Consider the following 18815-nt stretch of genomic DNA (forward strand, 5'->3'; position numbering starts at 1 on the left):
ACTGCCGCGGGAACGGCGTGGCCGCACCGAGCCGATCAGTCGTTGGCGTGCAGATCCGCATTGAGTTCGATGCCGGTGCCCTTGCGGTGGACGACCTCGACGGCGCCGGTGAGGGAGTTGCGGCGGAACAGGAGGTTGTTCTGGCCGCTGAGCTGGGCGGCCTTGACGGTGGTTCCGTCCGGGGTGGTTACCTTGGTGCCCGCGGTGAGGTAAAGGCCTGCTTCGAGGACGCAGTCGTCGCCGAGGGGGATGCCGAGGCCTGCGTTGGCGCCGAGCAGCGAGCGTTCGCCGATGGAGATGACGGTGGTGCCGCCGCCGGAGAGGGTGCCCATGGTGGAGGCGCCGCCGCCGATGTCGGAGCCGTCACCGACGACGACGCCGGCGGAGATCCGGCCTTCGACCATGGACGCGCCGAGGGTGCCCGCGTTGAAATTGACGAAGCCCTCGTGCATGACGGTGGTGCCCGAGGCCAGGTGCGCGCCGAGGCGGACGCGGTCGGCGTCACCGATGCGCACACCGGAGGGCACCACATAGTCGACCATGCGGGGGAACTTGTCGATGCTGTAGACGGTCACCGGGCCGCGGGCGCGCAGCTTGGCGCGAGTGTTTTCGAAACCCTCCACCGCGGCGGGGCCGTGGTTGGTCCACACCACATTGCTGAGCAGGCCGAACTGGCCGTCCAGGCTCACCTCGTGCGGGCGGACGAGGCGGTGCGAGAGCAGATGCAGCCGCAGGTAGACGTCGTGGGCGTCCACGGGCGCGGCGGACAGGTCGGCGATCGTGGTCTGCACCGCGATCACCTCGACACCGCGCGCCTCGTCGGGACCGATCAGCGCGGCGAACTCCGCGGGAGCCTCGTCGAGCCGCTTGGTCGCGGTCTCGGCGAATTCACCCAGCTGGGGGTTCGGGTACCAGGTGTCGAGGACGGTGCCGTCCGCGGTCACATTGGCGATACCGACTGCAGTTGCTCCCTGAATGCTCACGTCAGCAGAGCCTACCGACCGGACGGGGCCGGTGGTGCAGCCACGTCATCGGCAGCCGCGCAGATCACGGCGTTGCCACCGACTGCACGGAGTGACCGCTGACTACGCTGAGCCGGTGACCCTCGATCTGCGTGCCGACCCGATTGCCCTCACCGCCGCCCTCGTCGATATCCCGAGCGTGTCCAGGGACGAACTGGCCGTCACCGATGCGGTTGAGGCCGCGCTGCGGGCGCAGACCAGCGGTTTCGAGATCGTGCGCGACGGCAACGTGGTGCTGGCGCGCACCGATCGCGGGTTGCCCACGCGGGTGATACTGGCCGGGCATCTGGATACCGTGCCGATCGCCGATAACGTGCCCAGTCGGATGGACACCGAGGACGGTGAGCCGGTGATGTACGGCTGCGGCACCGTCGACATGAAGTCCGGTGACGCGGTGTTCCTGCATCTGGCCGCGACCATTGCCGAGCCCGCCCACGATCTGACGCTGATCTTCTACGACTGCGAGGAGATCGCCGCGGAGTTCAACGGCCTGGCCCGCATCGAACGCGAACGACCGGAATGGCTCGACGGCGATCTGGCGATCCTCGGCGAGCCGTCCGGCGGCTGGATCGAGGCCGGCTGTCAGGGCACACTGCGTGTGCGGCTCAGCACCTCGGGGACCAGGGCGCATTCGGCACGAGCCTGGCTGGGCGACAACGCCATTCACCGGCTGGCTCCGGTACTGCAACGACTGTCGGAGTATCGGGCACGTGAGGTCGATATCGACGGCTGCGTCTATCGGGAGGGGCTGTCCGCGGTCCGGGTCGCCGGTGGGGTGGCAGGCAATGTGGTGCCCGACGCCGCCGAGGTCGACGTCAACTTCCGCTTCGCCCCCGATCGCAGCGTCGCTCAGGCCACCGACCACGTCCGCGAGGTCTTCGCAGGCCTCGACCTCGACTTCCAGGTCACCGACGCGGCGCCCGGCGCGCTGCCCGGCCTCACCGCTCCCGCGGCCGCGAACCTGATCACCGCGGTGCACGCCCACGGCGCGGCCGGGGTGCGCGCCAAATACGGCTGGACCGACGTCTCCCGTTTCGCCGCCCGCGGCGTACCCGCAGTGAACTTCGGGCCCGGCGACCCGAACCTGGCGCACAAACGCGATGAGCGGGTACCGCTGGCGCAGATCACGCAGGTCAGCGCGATGCTGCGGAGTTATCTGACGGGCGCTGCCGGCTGAAAGATGCTGTCCCCGATGGTCTGCGAGTGAACCGCGGGCAACCATCGGATGGCGGGTGCCGGGAAAACCGGTCCGGCCGCGATCGCAGCTCGCGGCCCGGTAGGTTTGCTCGCATGTCCACCGACGCCGTCGAGCCAGTCAACAACAAGCCGAAGTCGACAGCCAGATTCCGCGGGCCGATCATGTTCCGCCGGGATCGCAAACCCGGCACCGGGACCGCCGACCGGAATCTGCTGGATCGCCGCGGTGACAGCGACTGGGTGCACACCGACCCGTGGCGGGTGTTGCGGATCCAGGCCGAATTCGTGGAGGGATTCGGTGCGCTGGCGGAGGTGCCGCGCGCGGTGACGGTGTTCGGTTCCGCGCGCACGCCGGTCGATCATCCCGAGTACGAGGCGGCCCGCGCCATCGGCTCCGCGCTGGCGCACGCCGGATTCGCGGTGATCACCGGTGGCGGACCGGGCGCCATGGAGGCCGCCAATCGCGGCGCCTGCGAGGCAGGCGGCTATTCGATCGGGCTCGGTATCGAGCTGCCGTTCGAGCAGGGCCTCAACGAATGGGTCGATCTCGGCATCAACTTCCGATACTTCTTCGTCCGCAAGACCATGTTCGTCAAGTACTCGCAGGCCTTCATCTGCCTGCCCGGCGGCTTCGGCACCATGGACGAACTGTTCGAGGCGCTGACGCTGGTGCAGACCCGCAAGATCACGCGGTTCCCGATCATCTTGTTCGGCACCAGATTCTGGGGTGGTCTGGTGGACTGGATCCGGGATTCGCTGCTTGCGGCGGGCAAGATCTCGCCGGGCGATGTGGAATTGCTGCACGTCACCGACAGCGTCGAGGACGTGGTGCGCATTCTGGAGCAGGCCACCAGCGAACGCGAGAACCTGGAAACCATGGGTACGGAGGACAAATGGTGAGTGAGCCCGATTCCGCCTTCGCCGTCTGCGTCTACTGTTCGGCCAGCACCCTCGATCAGGCGCAGCTGGCCTTGGCGGCTCGGGTGGGGACCGAGATCGCCCGGCGCGGCTGGCAATTGGTGTCCGGCGGTGGTCACGTCTCGATGATGGGTGCGGTGGCGACCGCGACGCGCGCCGGTGGGGCGAACACCATCGGCGTCATACCGAAACATCTGGTGCACCGCGAGGTGGCCGATGTGGACGCCGACGAGCTCGTCGTCACCGACACGATGCGCGAACGTAAGCAGGTCATGGAAGACCGCGCCGACGCATTCCTCACCCTGCCCGGCGGCATCGGCACGCTCGAGGAGTTCTTCGAGACGTGGACCGGTGCGTATCTGGGCGTGCACGACAAACCGGTCGTCGTCCTCGATCCGGACGGCCACTACAGCGGGTTGTTCGCCTGGGTGGACGAGCTGCACGCACGCGGTTTCGTGCCGCAGCCCGCATTGGATCGTGTCACGGTCGTCACGGATATTCCGTCGGCGTTCGCCGCGCTCGCCGGTTTTGTGCCGGAGACCGCAGTGTCGGTCGAACATGCTGCGGCACAGCAGAATCCGATCGAGGAGCACTGAGCACGTGAGTAACGACGCGACGGTCAGCGTATTCGACCTTGCCAAGAGCCTGCCCGGCATGGCCGTGGACGCCCCGGGCATGTTGCGCAATGTGCTCGGCATGCTGGTGCGTCCTGGCGACAAGGCGTCGGTCGGGCTGTTCTTCCAGCGTGCGGCGCACAAACACCCGCAGCGGCCGTTCCTGCGGTTCGAGGGCGCCGAATACAGCTACGGCGAGGCCAATTCCCTGGTGAACCGTTATGCGAGCGTGCTCACCGCGCACGGGGTTCGCCGCGGTCACGTGGTTGGCGTGCTGATGACCAATCGGCCGGAAACCCTGTTCACCGTGCTGGCCACGGTCAAACTCGGCGCCACCGTCGGCCTGCTCAACCACCATCAGCGCGACCAGGTGCTCGCGCACAGCTTCGGACTGCTCGGCAGCGTGGTGAACGTGGTCGGCGAGGAATGCCAGGAGGCGCTCGACTCGCTGGCCGAGGCGCCGGAACACGTCTTGTACGCCGGGGATCTGCACGGCGAGGCCGAGCACGCAGATCCGGCCGATCCGCCGATGTGCGCCGAGGTGACCGCGCGCGAGCGGGCATTCCTGATCTTCACCTCCGGGACCACCGGGCTGCCCAAGGCCAGCGTCATGACGCATCTGCGCTGGACCAAGAGCATGTCCGGGCTCGGCGGGCTCGGTATCCGGTTGCGCGGCAACGACACCATGTACTGCTGTCTGCCGCTCTATCACAACAACGCGCTCACCGTCGCGCTGTCGTCGGTGCTGTCCGCCGGAGCGACATTCGCGCTGGGGCGGCAGTTCTCGGCGTCGCGGTTCTGGGATGAGGTGATCCGGGAACGGGCGACCGCGTTCATCTACATCGGCGAACTGTGCCGGTATCTGCTCAATCAGCCGGCCAAGCCGGTCGACCGGCAACATCGGGTCCGGCTGGCCGTCGGCAACGGGTTGCGGCCGGAACTGTGGGATGAGTTCAAGCGCCGGTTCGGTATCGGCCGGATCGTGGAGTTCTACGGCGCCAGCGAAGCCAATATCGCCTTCGTCAATGCGTTCGGCGTCGACCGCACGGCCGGATTCGGGCCGCTGCCCTACGCCATCGTCGAATACGACGACGACACCGGAAAAGCCAAACGTGGCCCGGACGGCCGATTGCGCCGGGTGGGTTCGGGCGGAGTCGGCCTGCTGCTGGCGAAGGTCACCGGTCGCGCACCATTCGACGGCTACACAGACAAGGCGGCCTCCGAGGCGAAACTGGTGCGCGACGGCTTCCGGCCCGGCGATGTCTGGTTCGACACCGGCGATCTGGTGCGCGACCAGGGCTGGAACCATATCGCCTTCGTCGACCGGCTCGGCGACACCTTCCGCTGGAAGGGTGAGAACGTGGCCACCACCGAGGTCGAGGCGGCGCTGACGGCGTCGGAGGCGATCTCGCAGGCGGTGGTGTTCGGTGTGGACATCCCGGGAACCGACGGCAAGGCCGGGATGGCGGCGGTGACGGTACGTCCCGGTGCCGAATTCGACGGTCAGGCCCTGGCGCGGCTGGCCTACCAGCAGCTGCCGGGCTATGCGGTGCCGCTGTTCATCAGGGTGGTCGACGAACTCGAGACCACCTCGACGTTCAAGAGCCGCAAAGTCGAACTGCGCACACAGGCCTACACACCCGACAACGACACCGCGCTGTATGTGCTGGCCGGTCGCGCGACGGGTTATGTCCCCGCGTACGAGGCATACGCCGCCGATGTCGCGGCGGGCCGCGCCCCCAGGGGCTGACAGCGGTCTACGGCCGGAACCGGCCAATACACGAGTCGGTACAGTCGGAGCCATGTTCCGCCCCGACGCGCCGTCGCCGACCCTGTGCGGACGCCCGGTGGCGACGGATCGGGCGCTGGTCATGGCGATTGTGAACCGCACCCCGGATTCGTTCTACGACCGGGGCGCCACCTTCAGCGATGCCGCCGCCATGGCCGCCGTCGCCCGCGCGGTCGACGAGGGCGCCGATCTGGTCGATATCGGCGGGGTGAAGGCCGGTCCCGGTGAGGTGGTCGACGCCGTCGAGGAGACCCGCAGGGTCGTCCCGTTCGTCGCCGCCATCCGCGCGGCATACCCGGATCTGCTGATCAGCGTCGACACCTGGCGCGCCGAGGTGGCGCGGACGGCCGTCGGCGAGGGAGCGGACCTGATCAACGACACGTGGGCCGGTGCCGATCCCGACCTCGTCGCCGTCGCCGCCGAGCTGGGCGCGGGCATCGTGTGCAGCCACACCGGCGGGGCGATTCCACGCACTCGTCCGCATCGGGTCCGCTACACCGACGTGGTTGCCGAGGTCACCGATACGGTGCTGCGGGCCGCGGAGTCGGCGTTGACCGCAGGGGTGCGGCGCGACTCGATCCTCATCGACCCGACCCATGATTTCGGCAAGAACACCTACCACGGGCTCGAACTATTGCGCGGAGTCGACGTTCTCGTAAAAACCGGATGGCCGGTCTTGATGGCGCTCAGCAATAAGGATTTCATCGGAGAGACTTTGGGTGTCGGTCTCACCGAGCGGCTGGAGGGCACATTGGCAGCAACGGCATGGTCGGCGGCGGCGGGCGCTCGGGTCTTCCGCGTCCACGAAGTCGCCGCGACCCGGCGCGTGGTGGACATGATCGCCGCGATACAGGGCATCCGGCCCCCCGCACGAACCCTGCGAGGACTGGTATGAACATCCAGCACCGTGAGCCCGGCTGGGCGATGACCAATACCTGGGATACCCCGGCCTGGCCGGTGGAGGAACTGATCGCCGCCAAGGCCGGACGCACCGTGTCGGTGGTGCTGCCGGCGCTGAACGAGGAAAACACCGTCGCCGACGTAGTGGCGAGCATCCGGCCCCTGCTCGGCAGCCTGGTCGACGAACTGGTTGTCCTCGATTCGGGATCCACCGATGCCACCGCCCAGCGCGCCCGTGCCGCCGGTGCCCGCGTGGTCAGCCGGGAGCAAGCCGTTCCCGAGCTCGATCCGGTGCCGGGCAAGGGCGAGGTGCTGTGGCGTTCCCTGGCGGTAACCAGCGGCGACCTGGTGGCCTTCGTCGATTCCGATCTGATCGACCCCGATCCGGCTTTCGTGCCCAAACTGCTCGGCCCGCTGTTGACTGTGGACGATCTGCACCTGGTGAAGGCCTACTACCGCAGGCCGCTGCGCCACGGCGGTGCGGTGGACGCGCACGGCGGCGGCCGCGTCACCGAACTGGTCGCCCGCCCGCTGCTGGCAGCGCTACGCCCGGACCTGTCCGAAGTACTGCAACCCCTCGGCGGTGAATACGCGGGTACCAGGGAACTGCTGACCTCGGTCCCCTTCGCCCCCGGCTACGGCGTGGAGATCGGGCTGCTGCTCGACACCTACGACCGTCTCGGCCTCGACGCCATCGGCCAGGTCAACCTCGGTGTGCGCACCCACCGCAACCGCCCGCTGGCCGATCTCGGCGTGATGAGCCGCCAGATCCTCGGCACCGTGCTCGGCCGTAGTGGTGTCCGCGATTCCGGCGCTGCCCTGACGCAGTTCCCGCTGATCGGAGACGCCTTCACCGCGCACAGCACCGACGTCTGCCTCACCGACCGGCCGCCGATGAACACGGTGCGGCCGGAGAGCGTCGCGGCCTGAGGTTGTTCAGCCCGCCTCGGGCTTGTCCTCGCGGGCTTCGGTGGCGGTAGGCGGATTCGGCTCGGCCGAGGGTTCAGGCTCGGTGGTCGGCTCGGTCTCGGCTACAGTCGGCTCCGCTGTGCTGGCAGTCGGCTCCGCCTCGTCGGCCGCGTGCTCGCCCTCCGGCTCGGTCTCATCGGCGAGCCTGGCCTGTAGCTCGGCCACCGTGACGTGTGCGCGGCGGTGATCGGCGGGCTTGCGGATGAACACAGCGACGGTCACCAGCAATCCGACTGCGATCAGTGCCACCGCGAGGATCGTCATCACATTCACCTGTGCCTCCGCGTCATGTGATTGCCGGAAACCCGAGGTTGTGCAGCGACCACGCCCTCGGGCGGTTATTTCTCGGCTATCTAAGCATGGGGAAAGGGCGCCGAAACCCGGAGGGTGCTGGTGCGATCATCACGCGCCGCTGGGCTACCGGCGGGCCGGAGCCCAGGTTGGTAGGGGTGCGACATACCGCTGCGCGGATGGGGGATCGCGTGGGATCGCAGGCGCTCGCGTCGCGGGTCCGGGGCTCTCGTAGAAATTAGGCTCTCAGCGGCGCTGCCGCAGCGCCACCGGTCGCGCGTCGGCGGCCTCATGGCGATACACCGGCGTCAGCAGTTCCGCCTCGACGGGTTCACCGGTGCTGCGCTCGAACCGCACCGCGATCAGTACCGAGAACCGCCGAGTGCCCGCGCGCTCGTGCAGACCGGCAAGGCGAGTGGCCAACAGCCGGACCGCGCCGAGCGACCCCGGCGGGTGCAGCCCGTCGATCACCAGTATCGAGCCGCGGCCATCGGGACGCGGCAGTCGGGCGAGGTAGGCGATGTCGTGTGGTTCTGGTCCCGCGGGCCGGTACACCCGCCTGGCCGCGCGGTCCTCGATACCTCGGCGGCCGTCACCGGCTCTGGCCACTGTGCGCCGCAGCCTCGGATCGGCGGCGATGAGCTGACGCAGACTCGGCGACAGTTCCGGGCCGCCGAGCACGATCAGCCCGTCGCGGTGCAGGTCGATCGGATGGCCGGGCAGGAAATGCTCGACGGTCACCGAGAACCCCAGTTCGCGCAGCAGCTCGGCCAGGCGCGGGGCAGCGGCGGGATCGGGTGCCCCGACAAGCCGTCCACTGCGGACCCGAGGGGTGAGCACAGTGAGCGCACCGTGTCCGAAGAACAATCCCTCCGGGGCCGGGCCCTGCGTGCTCACCTGATGGATGCGCGCACGGGAAAGACCGGCTGCCGCACCGATTCTGGCGAACGTCCAGCCCTCGGCATGTAACTCACGAATCACCGCACGACGAATCCGCGTGAGTTCGTTGATGGTCTGCTGCGCCGCCGCGACACCGTCAGTGGCTGCCTTGAGGCGCTCGACCTTGTCTTCGATCGCGAACACCCGCGCCACGTCATCGGCCGACATGTGCGAAGTTTAGACAGCGTTAGCCGACACGGTGTCTAGAACGCTTGACAGATCAGGTGGCGTCGGAGTCGATCGGCGGACGTTCGTTGCGCTCCAACGGTTTCTCCAGCTTCGGCGCTGGGTAACCAGGCATGCCACTACTGGTTCCGTAGAGATCCTGCTTATCCGGCATGGCCTTGTCGATGTCCTTGAACAGCGAATCGTCGCCGTTGAGAAGGTGTTTGGTGACCATGGACTTCGGGGTCATTCCGCGCAGCTCGTTCAGGTCGGCGAGCGGCTTACGCAGATCCTCGAATTCGGGGCCCAGCTCCTGTTTCAACTGCGCGCTCGCGCCACTGGCGTAATCGCGCACCTGGCGCAGGCTGCGGGTGGTCCAGCGCACGGCACCGGGCAGGCGCTCCGGGCCGAGGATGACGAGGGCGGCCACGAGCAGGATCACCATCTCGCTCCACCCGATGTTGCTGAACACCAGACCAGGCTACCGCGCCCGGGGGGAGTCGGATCAGTCGGATTCCAGCGTGACCGGAACGTCCACCTGCCGGCCTTCCCGGATCAACCGCACCGTCACCGTATCGCCGATGTTGTTCGCCTGAACTGCGACGACCAGCTCTTCCGGCCCGGTGACCTCACGATCGCCGACCTTGACGATGACGTCGCCCTCGACGATGCCCGCGTCGGCGCCGGGCCCGCCCGGCGCCACGTCGGCCACCTCGGCGCCGCTCATGGCCTCGTTGGCCACGGACTTGGTGCGGGCGCTCAGGCCGATCACCGGATGGTGCTTCACACCGTCGCGGATCAGCGTCTGCGCGACGTCGGTGACCACGTTGACCGGGATGGCGAAGCCGAGGCCCACCGATCCGCCGGTCTCGCTGCGGATCGCGGTGTTGATGCCGACGACCCGGCCTTCCATGTCCACAAGGGCGCCGCCGGAGTTACCGGGGTTGATCGAGGCGTCGGTCTGCACGGCGTCGATGACGGCCTTGGTGTCGCTGCCCTCGCCCTCGAGTTTCACCGGGCGGTGCAGCGCGCTGACGATGCCGGAGGTCACCGTTTTGCTCAGTCCGAGCGGGGAACCGATGGCCAGCACCGCATCGCCCACCTGAACGTCCTCGGACTTGCCGAGCTGAGCGACAGTGAGATTTTTCACATCGACCTTGAGCACCGCGAGGTCGGTTTTGGTGTCGCGGCCGACGATATTCGCGGGCACCCGGGTGCCGTCGGAGAACATCACCTGGATCTTGGCGCGGCCGGAATTGTCCTGTGCGGCCATGGAGATGACGTGGTTGTTGGTGGCGATGTAGCCGTCGCCGTCGATGACCACGCCCGAGCCGGTGGCGCCGTTGTCGCCGACGGTCGTGCGGATCGACACCACCGAGGGCAGCACGGCATCGGCGACCTGAGCGATCTGGCCGTGCGGCTGCTCGGGATCGCCGGTCTGCTCGAGGGCGACCTTGCGTGAGGTGAGGGTGGAGGCGGTCTCCGCGGTCAACCGGCCGACGAGCCCGCCGATCAGGCCGATGGCCAGCGCGATCACCGCGAGCAGAACGAGCGCGCGTGGCGCGACGCGGGAGCCGAACAGCACCTCACGCGCGGACAGTTTGGTAGCGGCGCCGAGCGTCTGGGGCGCGGGGGAGGGCAGGGCGGGCGCACCGAGGCGGGCGCCGGATTCCGGATCGCGCCACGGATCGGGCGGGCCTGCGATCTCGGTGTCGGCGGTGACGGCGTCGGGGTCACGCTGGAGCAGTTCATCCGATCCCGCGGGGCGGGCGAAGGCCTCGGCCAGCACGGCGTCCGGCGGCCGGTTCTGCACCTTGTCGCTGTTCTGGGCGGCGGCGCCGGCCGAGCGGGGCGCGAAGGATCCGTCCTGGCCGGACGGGCGACGGAAGGCGCGAGCGGTATGGGTATCCACGTGCGGCCGGTACACCGGGCGCGGCCCGAGTACGGGCGCATCGGGCGGCCGCAGGTTCCCCCTGTTGGCCGCCGAATCCGAGGTGTCGGCCGATCCGGTGTTCGTCGATTCGGTGGTCACGCGCCAAACTCTACTTGCGCCACCACGTTGTCCACCGCCTACTGTCGAAGCTCGCGCTGAAAGACCCACCGAGGAAACCGGAAACGGCCTCGTCACGGGAATGTGGGGCGGCGGAACGATCGGTGCCGGGCAGCTCGCCCAGCGGAATGCGGGTCAGGCTGTCGTGCAGCCCGTGCGGAATCGATACCTGGCCTGCCCGGCGCAAAGCGATGCGCGCCTGCTGCTGGGCCTCGACCTCGGCCGCGCACTCGGGGCAGACAGAAAGGTGCTGGGCGGCACGCAGATAGGCGTTCATCCGGAGTTCGCCGTCCACATAGGCGGCGACGGCCTCGCTCGCCAGATGCTCGGTGGAGCGGAAACGCGGTGAACGACCTGACGTACTGGAGTCGCCACTCATTCGGTGCTCACCCTTCCAACCGACATAGTCACGGCCGGGTGCGGCACTACGGCCGGAGATCACCCGTTTCTTGCTGAATCAGGACCTGCTCGCCGAGTCGGCGAGGCGCTCCTGAGTTCCATTATGCGCAAGGTGCTCGCGCAGTGCCTGACGGCCGCGATGGATCCGGCTGCGGACGGTGCCGAGTTTCACCCCGAGCGTCGCGCCGATCTCCTCGTAGGACAGCCCCTCGATGTCACACAGAACCACCGCAGCGCGGAACTCCGGTGCCAGCGCGTCCAGCGCCGATTGCAGGTCGGGATCCAGGCGTGCGTCGTGGAAGACCTGCTCCGGGCCCGGTCCCTGGGCGGGCACCCGGTCGTAGTCCTCGGGCAGCGCTTCCATCCGGATGCGGCTGCGGCGGCGGACCATGTCGAGGAAGAGGTTGGTGGTGATGCGATGTAGCCAGCCCTCGAAGGTGCCGGGCTGGTAGTTCGACAGTGAGCGGAAGACCCGGATGAACGTCTCCTGGGTCAGATCCTCGGCATCTTGCGCATCGCCGGAGAGGCGATAGGCGAGCCGGTAGACCCGGTCGGCGTGCTCACGGACCAGTTCGTCCCAGGACGGCATGACCGAACGGTCACCGGTGGCATCGAAGGCCGCGGTGCCGGTCAGTTCGTCTTCGGCCACCTCGGCCAGTTCCAGTGCGGTGACCTCGTGCTGAGTCGGCAGCTCGGGCAGGGTGGCGTACTCGCGCGCCGCATCGACCATGTGGATGGGAAATACCTCCTACTCGGGACCGTGGCGAAGGAGTTCGGGCCGCGATCCGGATTCACGGATCGTCGCTGTCGGGTACAACCGTTGGAAGGTGTTCGGTTGTTCCCGACCCCGGTGCTCTGGCTCATTTCGCCGGCCGGTCGGCTGGTCTTGCGTTGTGCCTACTCTTTCGTGTCGCGATATGGCCTGTGTATGGAGATCCTGAGGGACACCTGAGAATGTTTCGGGCCGCTGGTCACGGTTTGGCATAGCCTCATGGGCGTGGCATCGAACCTGGAGCGAAATCTCGCCTACGTGGAGGAATCCGTCGTGGAGGACGAGATCCTCGTCAGCGCCCGCGAACGGGCCACCGAATTGGGCGTCGCGCCGGTGGCACCGTCGGTCGGGGCCCTGCTGAGCATGTACGCGCAGATGCTCGACGCGCGGGCCGTCGTCGAGGTGGGCACCGGCGCGGGTATCAGCGGGCTGTGGCTGCTGGACGGCATGCGCGAGGACGGCACGCTGACCACCATCGATTCCGAGCCGGAGCACCAACGAGCGGCCAAGGACGCCTTCCGTGCCGCCGATATCCCGCTCGCGCGCACCAGGCTGATCAACGGCCGCGCCCTCGATGTGCTGCCGCGACTGGCCGACGGCGCCTACGACCTGGTGTTCATCGATGCCGCGCCGGTCGAGCATCCGCAATATGTCGCCGAAGGTGTGCGGCTGCTGCGCGACGGCGGCGCGATCCTGCTGCACAACGCACTGCTCGGTGGGCGGGTGCCCGATCCGGCGCAACGCGATGCGGCCACTCAGGCGGTGCGTGCGGCTACCAGGGCCATCGCCGAAGACCCTGACCTGACCAGTGTGCTGATCCCGGTCGGTGACGGATTGCTCTGCGCCTCCCGAGGCTGAGGTCCGGGCCCGGCACGCACCTTTTCGCTCGCGCCGTGCCCACCCATTGACGGCGGATTGAACGAGTGTTTAGTATATTGAACATGTGTTTAACCCATCAGCCGTACCGGAAGGATCCGCCTCGGATCTGAGCACTCGCGCGCGTATTCGCGACGCCGCCATCGCCGTCTTCGGCGAACAGGGATTCGGTGTCGGAGTGCGTGCCATCGCCGCCGCCGCCGGCGTCTCGCCCGGACTCGTCAATCACCATTTCGGATCGAAAGACGGGCTGCGCGAGGAATGTGACGACTACGTACGCGCCGTCATCCGGAAATCGAAAATGGATTCGGTCGAGCGTCCCTCACCGTCGAGTTTTCTCGGCCAGCTCGCCGAAATCGAAAGTTTCGCACCCGTGGTGGCCTATATCGTGCGCAGTTTTCAGGCAGGTGGCGGACTCGCGAGCGCGCTGTTCGAGCATATGGTGTCCGATGTCGAGAATTATCTGACCGCGGGCATCGCAGCAGGCACGATCCGCGCGCCGCGTGATCTGAAGGCGACCGCCCGATATCTGGCGCTGAACAACGGTGGCGGAATGGTGCTGTTTCTCCAGCTCTACGCCGAAACCCACGACGGCCCCATCGATTACGGCAAGGCATTGCGCGCATACGCCGACCAGATGCTTCTCCCCGGCGTCGAGCTCTTCACCAACGGCCTGCTTGCCGACTCGATGATGCTCGACGCCCTCCTCGATCACACGACTCCAGATACCTGAAACTCTCACCAGGAGTTCCCATGACATCGGTCATCCACGTCCGGGATCTGCACAAACACTTCGGCCGGGTCCGCGCACTCGACGGGCTCGACCTCGAAGTGAACCAGGGCGAGGTGCACGGCTTCCTCGGCCCCAATGGCGCAGGTAAATCCACCACCATCCGTATCCTGCTCGGCGTACTGGCCCGCACCTCGGGCGAGGTGCGGCTGCTACGCCGCGATCCGTGGGTCGACGCGGTCGCATTGCATCGCGAGATCGCCTATGTGCCAGGCGATGTCACGCTGTGGCCATCGCTGTCGGGCGGCGAGACCATCGATCTGCTCGCCCGGATGCGTGGCGGCATCGACACTGCCCGCCGTGCCGAGCTGATCGAGCGGTTCGAACTCGATCCACGCAAGAAAGCCCGCACCTATTCGAAGGGCAACCGGCAGAAAGTCGCGTTGGTGTCGGCGTTTTCGTCGAATGCCGAGCTGCTGCTGCTCGACGAGCCGACCTCGGGCCTGGATCCGTTGATGGAACAGGTCTTCCGGGAATGCGTCGCGGAGGCGGCCGAACGGGGCGCAACTGTGCTGTTGTCGAGCCACATCCTGTCGGAGGTGGAGGTGCTGTGCGAGCGCGTGACCATCATTCGGTCGGGGCGCACTGTGGAGACCGGAACGCTGGCCTCGATGCGGCATCTGAGTCACACCTCGATCACCGCCGAATTGACCGGTGACCCAGGTGATCTCGGCGCCCTTCCGGGGGTGGCCGATGTGAGTCTGGATGACCACACGCTGCACTGCCAGGTCGACAGTGAGCACCTCGGTGAGCTGATCCGGATTCTCGGTGATACCGGGGTACGCAGTCTGGTGAGCCAGCCGCCGACGCTGGAAGAGCTGTTCATGCGCCACTATTCGGTCAACGGCGAACACGCCGAGTCCGGCACGGACGAATCCGCATTGCTGAAGGTCGAGAAATGACCACCGCCGCGTTCCCTGCCCCGGCCGCCCACCGGGCAGCCAGGCGTTATGCCGCCGCCTCCGGCTTCGCCGGCACCGGCCGCATGTTGCGGCTCGCACTGCGCCGCGACCGGATCGTGTTGCCTGCCTGGGTCTTGCTGCTGTCGGTGCCGCTGGGTAGCGCCTACGTCGCGGGCATCGACGCCGTCTATCCGACCGAGGCCGACCGCGCCTCGTTCGCCGATTCCATCCTGGCCAGCCCCTCGCAATTGGCCATGTACGGGCCCATCTACAACACCAGCATCGGTGCGGTCGGTGTCTGGAAAGCGGGGATGTTCTTCACCCTGGTCGCCGTCGCGACCATCCTCACCGTCATCCGGCACACCAGGGCCGAGGAGGAAACCGGACGCTCCGAGCTGGTGGCCTCCACCTCGGTGGGGCGCTTCGCGGGACTGACCGCGGCGCTGGTGCTCGGACTCGGCGGCGCGCTGGCGACCGGGCTGATCGGCGCGGCCAGTCTGGCGGCGGCCGACGTGCCGGTCGACGGATCGCTGGCATTCGGGCTGGCGCTGGCCGGCTCGGGCATGGTGTTCGCGGCGGTGGCCGCGGTGGCGGCGCAGCTCAGTACCAGTGCCAGGGTGGCGCGCGGTATCGCCTTCGGAGTGCTGGGGCTGACATTCTCGTTGCGCGCGGTGGGCGACGCCCAGGCCGGTGCCGGTCCGGCGAGTCCACTGACCTGGCTCTCGCCGCAAGGCTGGTCGCTACAGGTGCGCTCGTTCGCCGGTGACCGCTGGTGGGTGCTGCTGCTGCACCTGGCCGCCGTGCTGGTGTGCGTCGGCGTGGCTTATCTGTTGCTGATGCGGCGTGACGTCGGCGCGGGTCTGCTCGCCGAACGCCTGGGACCGCCCGCCGCGAATGCGGGATTGTCCGGCCCGATGGGCCTGGCGTGGCGTTTGCAGCGGGGCACGCTGCTGGCCTGGACCATCGGTCTCGGCGTGTATGCGCTGCTGATCGGCAGTGTGGTGCACGGTATCGGCGACGAACTCGGCTCCAGCGAGACCATCCGTGAGCTGATCACCCGAATGGGTGGGTCGGACTCGCTCGAGGACTCGATGATCACCTATGCGTTCACCATGCTCGGGGTCGCCGGTTCGGCGTATGCCATCTCGGCGACGCTGCGCATGTTCGGTGAGGAGAACAGCGGCCATGCCGAAACGGTCGTCACCGGCGCCATCGGACGCACCCGCTGGGCGCTGACACATCTGCTGTTCGCGCTCGGCGGCCCCGTGGTCGCGATGCTGACCGCCGGACTCCTCGGCGGGCTGGTGTACGGCATCGCGGCCGACGATATCGGCGGCAAACTCCCCGGTGTGCTGGCCGCCGCGCTGGTGCAACTGCCCGCCATCTGGTTGTTCGTCGCGATCACCGTCGCCCTGTTCGGGCTCGCACCGCGCTGGACGCCGCTGGCGTGGGGCGTGCTGACGGCGGCGATCGCGGTGTTCCTGCTCGGCTCGGTGTCCGGTTCGCCGCAGTGGCTGCGCAATCTCGAACCGTTCAGCCACGCGCCGAAGGTGCCGGGATCGGAGTTCACCGCGACGCCGGTGCTGGTGGTGACGGGTGTGGCTGCGGTGCTGCTGGCCGTCGGCCTGGTCGGCTGGCGTGGGCGCGACCTGCGCTGAACCACCCCGGGCGTCCCCTGGCCCTTCCGGCCAGGGGCGCCTGCGTCGTCAGACCCAGGTGCCCTTGCCGACGGTGACGACACCGCCGTTGCTGATGGCGAACCGCTCTCGGTCACGGTCGAGATCGACGCCGATGATCTCGCCCTCGGACACAACCACGTTCTTGTCCAAGATGGCGCGCCGGACCACCGCGCCCTTGCCGATCCGAACCCCTGGCATGAGCACACTGCCCTCGACGGTGGCGCCGTCGTCGACCATGACATTGGCGCTGAGCACCGAATTGCGCACCGTGGCAGCGGACAGGATGCTGCCCGCACCGACGATCGATTCCTGTGCCAGCCCGCCCTGCGCGAACTTGGCAGGCGGCAGGTTCTCCGCGGCGCCGCGGATCGGCCAGTGCTTGTTGTAGAGGTTGAACACCGGATGCACCGACACCAGATCCATATGCGCGTCGTAGAACGCGTCGATGGTGCCGACATCGCGCCAGTAACCGCGATCGCGGTCGGTGGCGCCGGGGACGTCGTTGTCGGCGAAGTCGTAGACCGCGGCCTGACCGGCGGCGACCAGCGTCGGGATGATGTCGCCGCCCATATCGTGGTCGGAATCGGAGTTGTCGGCGTCGGCCCGGATCGAATCGACCAGCACCCTGGTGGTGAACACGTAGTTGCCCATGGACGCGAAGGTGACGTTCGGGTCGTCGGGCGTACCGGGCGGATGCGCGGGTTTCTCCAGGAACTGGGTGATCCGCCCGGACTCGTCGGAATCGATGCAGCCGAACGCACTGGCCTGGCTGCGCGGCACCCGGATGCCTGCCACGGTCACCCCGGCGCCGGAGTCGATGTGATGGGCCACCATCTGCTCGGGGTCCATCCGATAGACGTGGTCGGCGCCGAACACCACGATGTAGTCGGGGTCCTCGTCGTAGATCAGGTTCAGCGATTGCATGATCGCGTCGGCGCTACCGGTGTACCAGCGCGGGCCGAGCCGCTGCTGCGCCGGGACCGGCGTGATGTACTCGCCGCCGAAACCCGACAGCCGCCAGGTCTGCGAGATATGCCGGTCCAGCGAATGCGATTTGTACTGGGTGAGCACGCACAGTCGCAGGAATCCGGCGTTGACGAGGTTGCTGAGGACGAAGTCGATGAGGCGGTAGGCACCCCCGAAGGGGACCGCCGGCTTGGCTCGGTCGGCCGTGAGTGGAAAGAGTCGCTTGCCCTCGCCACCGGCGAGCACGATTCCGAGTACGTGCGGCTGGCTCCTCACACACTCAAACTACCGAACCGCGCGGCCGGAGGTGGTGCGGCGTGCGAGTGGCTCGGGCCGGGTCGAGCGTCTACGTTGAATCCGTGAGTTTCGCGCACGCGGCGGCGATGACGGAGCCGGCGGATCGGCTGCGGGTCGCCATGCTGACCCGCGAATACCCACCGGAGGTGTACGGCGGGGCCGGGGTGCACGTCACCGAACTGGTGTCCGAGCTGCGCAGGCTGGCCGAGGTCACCGTGCACTGTATGGGCGTGCCCCGCGACGACGCGGTGGTGCATCAACCCGACCCGCACCTGTACGCGGCCAATGCCGCGATCCAGATGATGTCGGCCCAGCTGCGGATGGCCGATGCCACCGGCGAGGTCGACGTAGTGCATTCGCACACCTGGTACACGGGCCTGGCCGGGCACCTGTCTGCCACCCTCTACGGCATTCCGCATGTGCTGACCGCGCATTCGCTGGAACCGCGACGCCCGTGGAAGGCCGAGCAACTCGGCGGTGGGTACCGGCTCTCGTCCTGGTCGGAACGCAATGCCGTCGAACACGCCGACGCGATCATCGCCGTCAGTGCGGGGATGCGCCGCGATGTGCTCGATGCCTATCCGGCGGTCGACCCGGCCCGGGTGCATGTGGTGCACAACGGCATCGACGCCGCGGTCTGGCACCCCGGCGTCGCCGACGACAGCGCCGAATCCCTGCTCGACACGCTCGGGGTGCGCCGGGATCGGCCGATCGCGGCGTTCGTCGGACGGATCACGCGGCAGAAGGGTGTCGGGCATCTGCTCGCCGCGGCACGTGATATCGATCCCGAGATCCAGGTGGTGCTGTGCGCGGGCGCGGCCGACACACCGGAACTGGCAGCCGAGGTGGCCGCGGCCGTGGACGAATTGAGTCGTCGGCGGGGCAATGTGTTCTGGGTGCGGGACATGTTGCCCACCGAACAGGTCCGGCAGGTGCTCGCCGCCGCCACCGTTTTCGTATGCCCGTCGGTGTACGAACCGCTCGGCATCGTGAATCTGGAGGCGATGGCCTGCGGTACCGCGGTGGTCGCCTCCGATGTGGGTGGCATTCCCGAGGTGGTGGCCGAAGGAAGCACCGGGCGATTGGTCCATTACGACCCGGCCGAGCCAAGCACATACGAACGCGGCCTAGCGGCAACGGTGAACGAGCTGGCCGCCGATCCGGTGCTCGCCGCGGAGTACGGTGCCGCGGGACGAGCCAGGGCGGTGGCGAAATTCGACTGGTCGCGGATCGCCGAGCAGACCCTCGAGGTCTACGACCACGTCCGCAAACCCTGACCG

At 67.9% G+C, this 18815-nt stretch carries 19 protein-coding genes; 11 read left to right on the plus strand and 8 right to left on the minus strand.

Features of this window, described 5'->3' with window-relative positions; all coding sequences use genetic code 11:
- Nucleotides 1–35: 35 nt before the first annotated feature.
- On the minus strand, nt 36–983 hold the full coding sequence (gene dapD, locus ACFXNW_RS16235) for a 2,3,4,5-tetrahydropyridine-2,6-dicarboxylate N-succinyltransferase (protein WP_379418469.1): 948 nt from the start codon (nt 981–983) through the stop codon (nt 36–38).
- Between the two features lie 115 nt (nt 984–1098).
- On the opposite strand from dapD, the gene dapE reads away from it, so the two are divergent.
- From dapE to ACFXNW_RS16265, 6 genes are all read left to right on the plus strand, one after another.
- Nucleotides 1099–2199 carry a succinyl-diaminopimelate desuccinylase gene (dapE, locus tag ACFXNW_RS16240; protein WP_379418470.1) on the plus strand — a complete coding sequence of 367 codons (1101 nt, stop codon included), beginning with the start codon at nt 1099–1101 and terminating at the stop codon, nt 2197–2199.
- A 113-nt stretch (nt 2200–2312) separates the two neighbouring features.
- Nucleotides 2313–3119 carry a TIGR00730 family Rossman fold protein gene (locus ACFXNW_RS16245; RefSeq protein WP_379418471.1) on the plus strand — a complete coding sequence of 269 codons (807 nt, stop codon included), beginning with the start codon at nt 2313–2315 and terminating at the stop codon, nt 3117–3119.
- A complete protein-coding gene (locus ACFXNW_RS16250; protein WP_379418472.1) occupies nt 3113–3733 on the plus strand; it encodes a TIGR00730 family Rossman fold protein in 621 nt (206 codons plus the stop codon). Before ACFXNW_RS16245 ends, ACFXNW_RS16250 begins: the two co-directional genes overlap by 7 nt.
- Nucleotides 3696–5501 (plus strand): long-chain-acyl-CoA synthetase, encoded by a 1806-nt coding sequence (locus tag ACFXNW_RS16255; RefSeq protein ID WP_379418473.1) that lies wholly within the window; start codon nt 3696–3698, stop codon nt 5499–5501. The genes ACFXNW_RS16250 and ACFXNW_RS16255 overlap by 38 nt, the downstream gene beginning before the upstream one ends.
- Nucleotides 5502–5553: 52 nt before the next feature.
- The gene (gene folP, locus ACFXNW_RS16260; protein ID WP_379418474.1) at nt 5554–6435 is read left to right on the plus strand and encodes a dihydropteroate synthase; all 882 of its coding nucleotides are present in this window, start codon (nt 5554–5556) and stop codon (nt 6433–6435) included.
- Complete coding sequence (locus ACFXNW_RS16265) at nt 6432–7370, plus strand: glucosyl-3-phosphoglycerate synthase (RefSeq protein ID WP_379418475.1); 939 nt, start codon at nt 6432–6434, stop codon at nt 7368–7370. The genes folP and ACFXNW_RS16265 overlap by 4 nt, the downstream gene beginning before the upstream one ends.
- A gap of 6 nt (nt 7371–7376) precedes the next feature.
- Here the strand turns inward: ACFXNW_RS16265 and ACFXNW_RS16270 are convergent, their stop codons facing one another.
- The 6 genes from ACFXNW_RS16270 to sigE all read right to left on the minus strand — a co-directional run bounded on the left by ACFXNW_RS16270 (nt 7377) and on the right by sigE (nt 11983).
- Nucleotides 7377–7673 (minus strand): hypothetical protein, encoded by a 297-nt coding sequence (locus tag ACFXNW_RS16270; RefSeq protein WP_379418476.1) that lies wholly within the window; start codon nt 7671–7673, stop codon nt 7377–7379.
- A 273-nt stretch (nt 7674–7946) separates the two neighbouring features.
- Nucleotides 7947–8807 (minus strand): hypothetical protein, encoded by an 861-nt coding sequence (locus ACFXNW_RS16275; protein ID WP_379418477.1) that lies wholly within the window; start codon nt 8805–8807, stop codon nt 7947–7949.
- 52 nt (nt 8808–8859) lie between these two features.
- Nucleotides 8860–9276 carry a Sec-independent protein translocase protein TatB gene (gene tatB / locus ACFXNW_RS16280; RefSeq protein ID WP_379418478.1) on the minus strand — a complete coding sequence of 139 codons (417 nt, stop codon included), beginning with the start codon at nt 9274–9276 and terminating at the stop codon, nt 8860–8862.
- Between the two features lie 33 nt (nt 9277–9309).
- On the minus strand, nt 9310–10836 hold the full coding sequence (locus ACFXNW_RS16285; RefSeq protein ID WP_379418479.1) for a trypsin-like peptidase domain-containing protein: 1527 nt from the start codon (nt 10834–10836) through the stop codon (nt 9310–9312).
- A gap of 10 nt (nt 10837–10846) precedes the next feature.
- Nucleotides 10847–11233, minus strand: coding sequence for a hypothetical protein (locus ACFXNW_RS16290; RefSeq protein ID WP_379418480.1), 387 nt, complete (start codon nt 11231–11233; stop codon nt 10847–10849).
- A 78-nt stretch (nt 11234–11311) separates the two neighbouring features.
- Nucleotides 11312–11983, minus strand: a complete 672-nt coding sequence (sigE, locus tag ACFXNW_RS16295) for an RNA polymerase sigma factor SigE (protein ID WP_379418481.1) — start codon at nt 11981–11983, stop codon at nt 11312–11314.
- A gap of 261 nt (nt 11984–12244) precedes the next feature.
- Between sigE and ACFXNW_RS16300 the strand changes: the two genes are divergently transcribed.
- From ACFXNW_RS16300 to ACFXNW_RS16315, 4 genes are all read left to right on the plus strand, one after another.
- Nucleotides 12245–12883 (plus strand): O-methyltransferase, encoded by a 639-nt coding sequence (locus tag ACFXNW_RS16300; RefSeq protein ID WP_379418482.1) that lies wholly within the window; start codon nt 12245–12247, stop codon nt 12881–12883.
- 85 nt (nt 12884–12968) lie between these two features.
- Nucleotides 12969–13634 (plus strand): TetR family transcriptional regulator, encoded by a 666-nt coding sequence (locus ACFXNW_RS16305; RefSeq protein ID WP_379418483.1) that lies wholly within the window; start codon nt 12969–12971, stop codon nt 13632–13634.
- 20 nt (nt 13635–13654) lie between these two features.
- Nucleotides 13655–14593 carry an ATP-binding cassette domain-containing protein gene (locus ACFXNW_RS16310; RefSeq protein WP_379418484.1) on the plus strand — a complete coding sequence of 313 codons (939 nt, stop codon included), beginning with the start codon at nt 13655–13657 and terminating at the stop codon, nt 14591–14593.
- Entirely contained in the window at nt 14590–16251 is a 1662-nt protein-coding gene (locus ACFXNW_RS16315) for an ABC transporter permease (RefSeq protein WP_379418485.1), read from the plus strand. Before ACFXNW_RS16310 ends, ACFXNW_RS16315 begins: the two co-directional genes overlap by 4 nt.
- Before the next feature lie 48 nt (nt 16252–16299).
- On the opposite strand, the gene glgC is transcribed toward ACFXNW_RS16315, so the two are convergent.
- The gene (glgC, locus tag ACFXNW_RS16320) at nt 16300–17514 is read right to left on the minus strand and encodes a glucose-1-phosphate adenylyltransferase (RefSeq protein WP_379418486.1); all 1215 of its coding nucleotides are present in this window, start codon (nt 17512–17514) and stop codon (nt 16300–16302) included.
- A 128-nt stretch (nt 17515–17642) separates the two neighbouring features.
- On the opposite strand from glgC, the gene glgA reads away from it, so the two are divergent.
- Nucleotides 17643–18812: a glycogen synthase gene (gene glgA / locus ACFXNW_RS16325; protein ID WP_379418668.1), complete on the plus strand. Its 1170-nt coding sequence runs from the start codon at nt 17643–17645 to the stop codon at nt 18810–18812.
- Nucleotides 18813–18815: the final 3 nt, after the last annotated feature.

Origin of the sequence: Nocardia sp. NPDC059180 (genome assembly GCF_042754945.1) — a bacterium.
Taxonomy (GTDB): domain Bacteria; phylum Actinomycetota; class Actinomycetes; order Mycobacteriales; family Mycobacteriaceae; genus Nocardia.